This is a genomic window from Lysinibacillus sp. KU-BSD001, from assembly GCF_042920265.1.
In the GTDB taxonomy this organism is placed as follows: domain Bacteria; phylum Bacillota; class Bacilli; order Bacillales_A; family Planococcaceae; genus Lysinibacillus_B.
This window is the reverse complement of sequence record NZ_JBDQZI010000009.1, coordinates 157,813-163,975: the sequence shown is the minus strand read 5'-3', so window position 1 is coordinate 163,975 and position 6,163 is coordinate 157,813. Positions and strand designations below refer to the sequence as shown.

General features: G+C 36.9%; 6 protein-coding genes and 1 rRNA gene. 3 read left to right on the top strand and 4 right to left on the bottom strand.

The genetic code is table 11. From position 1 onward, the window contains the following. The 3 genes from AAGS61_RS14140 to AAGS61_RS14130 form a co-directional block, all read right to left on the bottom strand. Window positions 1-69: ribosomal RNA gene (locus AAGS61_RS14140) — 16S ribosomal RNA — on the bottom strand; the annotation flags it as partial. 708 nt (window positions 70-777) lie between these two features. Then, a complete protein-coding gene (locus tag AAGS61_RS14135; RefSeq protein ID WP_391373085.1) occupies window positions 778-978 on the bottom strand; it encodes a cold-shock protein in 201 nt (66 codons plus the stop codon). Between the two features lie 672 nt (window positions 979-1,650). Continuing rightward, window positions 1,651-3,201: a hypothetical protein gene (locus AAGS61_RS14130; RefSeq protein WP_391373082.1), complete on the bottom strand. Its 1,551-nt coding sequence runs from the start codon at window positions 3,199-3,201 to the stop codon at window positions 1,651-1,653. A gap of 129 nt (window positions 3,202-3,330) precedes the next feature. Between AAGS61_RS14130 and AAGS61_RS14125 the strand changes: the two genes are divergently transcribed. The 3 genes from AAGS61_RS14125 (at window position 3,331) to AAGS61_RS14115 (ending at window position 5,593) form a co-directional block, all read left to right on the top strand. Beyond that, window positions 3,331-3,540 (top strand): hypothetical protein, encoded by a 210-nt coding sequence (locus AAGS61_RS14125; RefSeq protein WP_391373079.1) that lies wholly within the window; start codon window positions 3,331-3,333, stop codon window positions 3,538-3,540. A gap of 56 nt (window positions 3,541-3,596) precedes the next feature. After that, entirely contained in the window at window positions 3,597-4,025 is a 429-nt protein-coding gene (locus AAGS61_RS14120; protein WP_391373110.1) for a GatB/YqeY domain-containing protein, read from the top strand. Window positions 4,026-4,192: 167 nt separating this feature from the next. Beyond that, complete coding sequence (locus AAGS61_RS14115) at window positions 4,193-5,593, top strand: tetratricopeptide repeat-containing diguanylate cyclase (RefSeq protein WP_391373076.1); 1,401 nt, start codon at window positions 4,193-4,195, stop codon at window positions 5,591-5,593. A 130-nt stretch (window positions 5,594-5,723) separates the two neighbouring features. On the opposite strand, the gene AAGS61_RS14110 is transcribed toward AAGS61_RS14115, so the two are convergent. Further along, window positions 5,724-6,158 carry a DUF2269 family protein gene (locus AAGS61_RS14110; RefSeq protein ID WP_391373073.1) on the bottom strand — a complete coding sequence of 145 codons (435 nt, stop codon included), beginning with the start codon at window positions 6,156-6,158 and terminating at the stop codon, window positions 5,724-5,726. Window positions 6,159-6,163: the final 5 nt, after the last annotated feature.

Here is a 6,163-nt window from a genome sequence, read left to right as displayed (position 1 = left end):
CCGCTCGACTTGCATGTATTAGGCACGCCGCCAGCGTTCGTCCTGAGCCAGGATCAAACTCTCCATAAAAGAATTTGAGTAAGCTCAAATTTGCTGGCATCATGTTTGATGTCCAAAATTTTGTTTCTTATTCAGAAACGTTTATTGTTAACGTTTTGCTTGTTCAGTTTTCAAAGTTCATTTCGTTAAGTTGTTTTGTTATCTCTTAACGACTTGTCTTATATTACAGGCTTATCGGTAAAAGGTCAACACTTTTTCGTAAAAAAAATTTCATTACGCTACATTTATTAAAAGTTTCCTTATTATATAAACCTTTAATCTTTTTTAGACTCTTCACTAAAAATTGTACTTAACCGCATATTGTATTACGGGCAGGCGAGGTTAAGCCTCCTCGTCGCTCATTTTTTTGGGTACTCCCGTAGCTTTGGTGCTTGCGCAGATAAATTGTCACAAGGCATGATGGTTTTAGCCTTTGTTTTTCTATCGCTTTTCCCGTCGGAAGCTTTGCACTTGCCGCTTCACTTCCGATGCAGAAAAACATTGCTCTGTAGCGAAAGACGAACACCGTAAGCCACACTCGCCCCCCCTCCACTATAGGCACTTTTAGAATCCCGCATTTTTTCATCAAGAACATATTTTAGCATTGAACCTTTTTTATATTCATTCAATCATTGTTTCATCATACTCACCAAAAACTTCACTTCAAAACACAAAAAAGAGACACCCTATAAAAGGTGCCTCTTGTTCTAACTAATGATGTACTTTAAATTCTAAAAATTAAAGTTTAACAATGTTAGCAGCTTGTGGTCCACGGTTGCCTTCTTCTACGTCGAATTCAACTTTTTGACCTTCTTCTAATGATTTGAAACCTTCGCCTTGGATTGCTGAGAAGTGAGCAAATACGTCAGCTCCGTTTTCAACTTCGATAAAACCGAAACCTTTTTCTGCATTAAACCATTTAACTGTACCTTGTGCCATGTGTGATGACCTCCAAAAATTTAATTTATAATAATATAGAATTTCTCCGTATAAAAAAAATCCGCCTATTACAAAAAGTACCGAATGATCACGATTACTTTTTGTAATAGGTGAATTCATAGTTTCTCCGAAGAAATTTAATTATTGACCTCATTATATAACATGTTTTTCTATTTGTCCAATTTCTCAACATTTTTTTATAATTTAACGTACGTACGCCTTAGAGAAAACTACGCAATTAATTTCTTACATCTCACTTAAGCCACCGTCAATATCTCATGAATGGTTCTTTCATTCTATCTGCAAAACACGCAAAAAAACGGCAAATTATAAGCGTTTCACGTGTTTCCCTAACATATTAATTTCAATAACCACATCGGAATTAACGCAACATCTAGTTGACTAAATACAGCATTAGACGTTCTTTCAAACGATATAAATTCTTTTAAAAAAACGATTCAATGGCCTACTGTGACTTATCCCTCTTGCCGATTCTTTCTATTGTCACATCACGCAATTCCATTACCACATACACTGTTTGTTTTTTTGAAATATGCCCAATGAAACGTGAGGCTGCCTAACAAAAGTAAACACTTCTGACTGTCCTGCCAAGCATTTTCTACCCTAAAAAAAGCTATCGTTCTCAAGGTTATACATCTAAGCTACTTCGCTTTAACCTATATCCTCTAACCCATAGTACTCATCCTGTAATGCGCCTATTTGATCATGTGTTATTTTAAGGCGTGTTTTTAATTCTTTTAACTTTTCTTTCTCTAATGTAATAAGTGCATCATAATGCAATGCTTTTTCACGGTGAAGAGTCGCACTTGCTTCATATAGTTGGATTTGCTCTCGCTCTGCTTGCAATACAGAGCTATCCATTTCCAAAAAGGCTTCTGTTAGCACTTTGAGCTTTTCATCAATGTCCTTTTGAATTTGTTTTTTCTGTGCTTTTAATTTTGTGTTATCAATCGTAGACGCAATGACCTGCCAAAGACCCTTTCTGGCACGGTTTTCTTCCTGTTGATTCTCTAGTGCTGCTCGTTCACTGTCCTTTATAATGAGCCAATCGATCCCCTCTTGTAGTAGCGGCGTACGTTCCTCTTTCGGTACGGTTGCGATATATTTTCCAATAAAGGCTTTGTATGCTTGCACTTTTTCTTTATCTAGTTCCATTTGCCTCACATGTTTCTCCCGCGCTTCCTCATAGTCGGTAATTTCGAGTTGTTGCTGATGAATAGTTGCTTTATAGCCTTCTCTTTTAGCGAATAATTCCTCATAACGCTTTACTTGCTGTTGCCAATGCTTTGTAAATGGCGTGCTATCAATTTGCCCAATACGATTTTGCGCCACAATAGGTAAGGTTAGCTGCAAAACCCCTAAAGGTAATAACTTTTTCTTTACATGCTTATTTTGATGCTTCAAGAGCAATCCTCCACCACCCAGTGCTAGCGGGATTAACATAAATGGGCTCATCATCATTGAAAATAAGGCTGTCGCTACAGTGTATACACCAAATGGTAAAGCAACACCGCTAAGTGCCATCGTGGATGCAATCGCCGTTGTCAGTGTTGTATAGGCTGAAAAACCCGCCACCTCCACAATCATTGATAAGACAATAACGGACCCTTGCGTTAAAATGGCTATGCGAAGCGTCTCATGTGTTAACTCATCAATGCCTAACCCTTGCTTCAATTGCTGTTGCTTTTCTATCGGTAACTCTGTCAGCAACTGTTGTATTTTCTCCGTAAAGTTCGTTGATTGCTCTTCACTCAACTTACGGAACTTGCCATCAAAAGCAGCAAATAACTTTTGCATGTGGTATTGAATCATTAGCTGATACGCTTCCTGCCCATTAGCTGATTCGATAAACACCGCATAGTCTTTATCACTTTTTAACATTTGTTCATGTATTGCTTGCACAATGACTTCACTTTGCGTCTCAATATCCTCTAGACAATCGTAACGCATCCCTTTTATTTCTAGAACACGCGTCATTTCTGTTAATAATTTCACTTTTAATTCTATATCCGAATAGCGTTCTAACTTTTTTACTTCTTCTTTTAATGCTTCATTGAAATGATCGATGTCTTTAGAGAAAAAATCTTTCGTTTTCGCTGTTAGCATATCGATTATATTTGTCTTACATAATAATGCGTATACCATGCGTAGCTCTTGACCCGTTGTCTGTAACAATGCATGCGCAAGTACTCGACCGTTCATACTAATCCCTCTTTCCCTTATTCATTCCTTCTATATAGTAATCACTTTCTTCCCACTGTGCATCTTTTTCTTTTTATATGATGCACGGTATAATAGAGCTAGTGTAAAACAGAAGGAAGGATGATTTTGATGAACATCACATTAATGGAAAAAGGCGAAGTACTTGCTACGATTGTAGAGAAGCAAGTAACTTGTGACGATAATAAAGTACGCGAATGCTTAGAGGCGCTTATCTTGAATCATGAACTCAATAATTTCCCACCGCATATCGATAAAGACCAAATGCTAAAAGATGCCATCAAAGGCTTTGCATTTGCAAGCGGCTATGAGCTGAAATAACATATTAGCAAAGGATTTGTTATACTATGAAAACTAAAAGAGACGGAGTGAACAATATGTTAAAAGATGAAGTATTTGCTCAATTAAAAATAGCGATGAAAGAAAAAGATGTCGTAGCAAAAGGCGTATTACAGCTCGTAAAATCGGCATTAGATGCGGCAGAAAAAGAAAAAGGCACTGCATTAACAGAGGCAGAAGAAATTGCGGTGATTAACCGTGAAGTAAAACAAACGAATCAAGCATTGGAAGGGGCTCAAGCTGCTGGTCGTGCAGATTTAATTGAAAAAGAAGAAACGAAATTAGCACTGCTAAAGAGTTTTCTACCAAAACAGCTTTCAGAAGAGGAAATTGCGGAAGCATTAACAGCTGCAGGCGTTGTAGCAGGGATGAGTATGGGCGATGCGATGAAAATTGCTAAACCACTACTTGTCGGTAAAGCAGAAGGAGCCGTTATTTCAAAAGTAGTGAAATCCCTTATTGCATAGTTCACCTAGACGTTGCCACAAGCAGCGTCTTTTTTGTCTTTACCCTCTCCTACTAAACTAACAGAAAACACAACTTATTACCTAGCATTTTATAGGAATATAGTATTTCATTTAAAACTCATTATGTTAATCTAGAACTAGTAGTTATATTACTCGGAGGGATTATTTTGCAATCTTATTATGAATCACAACTAGAAGTAGCAAGAGAACTATTCCGTAAAACGCAATGCGATATTACGATTTCTATTCTTGATGCAGAACTACCTAAAATTGAGAAAGAAAAAAATTATAAATTATTATGTGAGTATTTAAATTTAAAAATCGCTGCCTATCTTACTAAAGGAGATATTAAATCGGTAGAACCACTACTAGAACCATTCAAAATTGCACTAACCGAAAGTGGCAACGAAGAGTTAAAAGCAAACTATCCATATCATGCAGCAACCTTCTTTTATATGAGTGGGGATATAGAACGTTCGATTGAGTACAATTTGAGAGCGTTTAAAATCATAGAAAACAACCCTTCTCATCTATACTATATAGGTATTTGTATTAATCTAAGTTCTTGTTATTTATTACTAAAAGATTTTGAAAAGGCCCAATATTACCGAGAAAAAATTGTGACACATATAAAATTCAATAAACATGAATATCCCCTTGCCTATTTTCACTATATGAACAACTATGCGTTTCATTTATTTGAATTAAAACGATACGATGAAGCTTATGAAATGCTAAACAACGTCTTAACCCATCCTTTAATAAGAGAAAATACAAAACATTACGCTATGACAATTTGTAATATGGGTGTGTATTATTCACGGGTCAATCAATGGGAAAAGGCTGACAATTACTTAGAAAAATCTTGGTCGATTTTTGAGAACTTTTCTGACGTACAGGCTAAAGGACGATTTTTAACGTCTATTATTAATGCGTATGAAGAAATGGGCAATTATAAACAAGCATACAAGTATGCGCGAATCAAAAATGATTTATTAGAGTCCGAAGAATCTCAGCGTCAGCAAGCCCGTTTACATGAGTTTGCATTAAGCACAAGTAAAGATTCACTCACTCTATTAATTTATACAGATAAACTAACACAAGTGCATAGTCGGTACTATTTCGATGAGCAATCAGAAAAGTGGCTCCAAGAAGCGATTGAGCAACACACGCCGCTCTGTTGTGCTCTATTTGATATCGATAATTTCAAAAAACAAAACGACTGTTACGGGCATGTCGTAGGCGATCAAATTCTTCAGCAAATCGGCATCGTAGCAAATCAATTCCAACACGAGAACGAATTATTTATCGCTCGCTATGGTGGAGATGAATTTATTGTATTTAGTAAAAATGTTGAATTATTTAACAAAACAATTGAACATTTATTCTCTACTTTGCAAGCAGTCGAAATTCCGTATGAAGATACGTACCTCTCTTTTACGATTAGTTTAGGAGCTGTCGTCATCGAAAATCTATCTGACTATACTGTCTCGATGATGATTGAACAAGCCGATAAAAAGCTATACGAGGTAAAGAAGACGGGTAAAAATAATTTAAAAGTCGGGTAAAGGATGGGGCTGTCCGGAACAGCCCACTTCCATACTTATTAACAACACTAAAAAATATCGCTCCTGCCCTGATTCCATCATCCTCGTCACAAAGCATATGTCTCAAAAGGACTTTTCAGACCCACCCTTTTCACCATAACTGCGGCTTCGCAACCATTAACCATAGCATAATTAACATAATGGCAATATATTTGACTGTTGCTATTTGCATCGTTTTTATAAATAGGTCTCTCCGAAATCCATCAGCATCCGCGATTCGCCATGCAGGCTTAAATGCTTTTGCTAAAAACAGTAGCGATGCTAACATCACCACAATTGTCGCGAGTACCCAAGAAGTTTTCCATGACCAGCCACCAAGCCACATTAATACTAATCCACTCGGTATAACTACATGCCCTGCCAAACTAACCGCTCTTACAGCGCCGCGTAACGCTTCTACAATGCCATGGACTACTCTTTCATCTGCCTGCTCCATTCGTTTTAACATTGGAAAAATAGCAAATAACGGACCAATGGCTACAACAGCACTGAGTATATGTATAAACAACGCGATTTTATATATCACTAACT

What these genes read in the sequence shown, in the direction of transcription:
- AAGS61_RS14135 (WP_391373085.1), bottom strand. Translation starts at nt 978, where the DNA reads ATGGCACAAGGTACAGTTAAATGGTTTAATGCAGAAAAAGGTTTCGGT.
- AAGS61_RS14130 (WP_391373082.1), bottom strand. Translation starts at nt 3,201, where the DNA reads ATGAACGGTCGAGTACTTGCGCATGCATTGTTACAGACAACGGGTCAA.
- AAGS61_RS14125 (WP_391373079.1), top strand. Translation starts at nt 3,331, where the DNA reads ATGAACATCACATTAATGGAAAAAGGCGAAGTACTTGCTACGATTGTA.
- AAGS61_RS14120 (WP_391373110.1), top strand. Translation starts at nt 3,597, where the DNA reads ATGTTAAAAGATGAAGTATTTGCTCAATTAAAAATAGCGATGAAAGAA.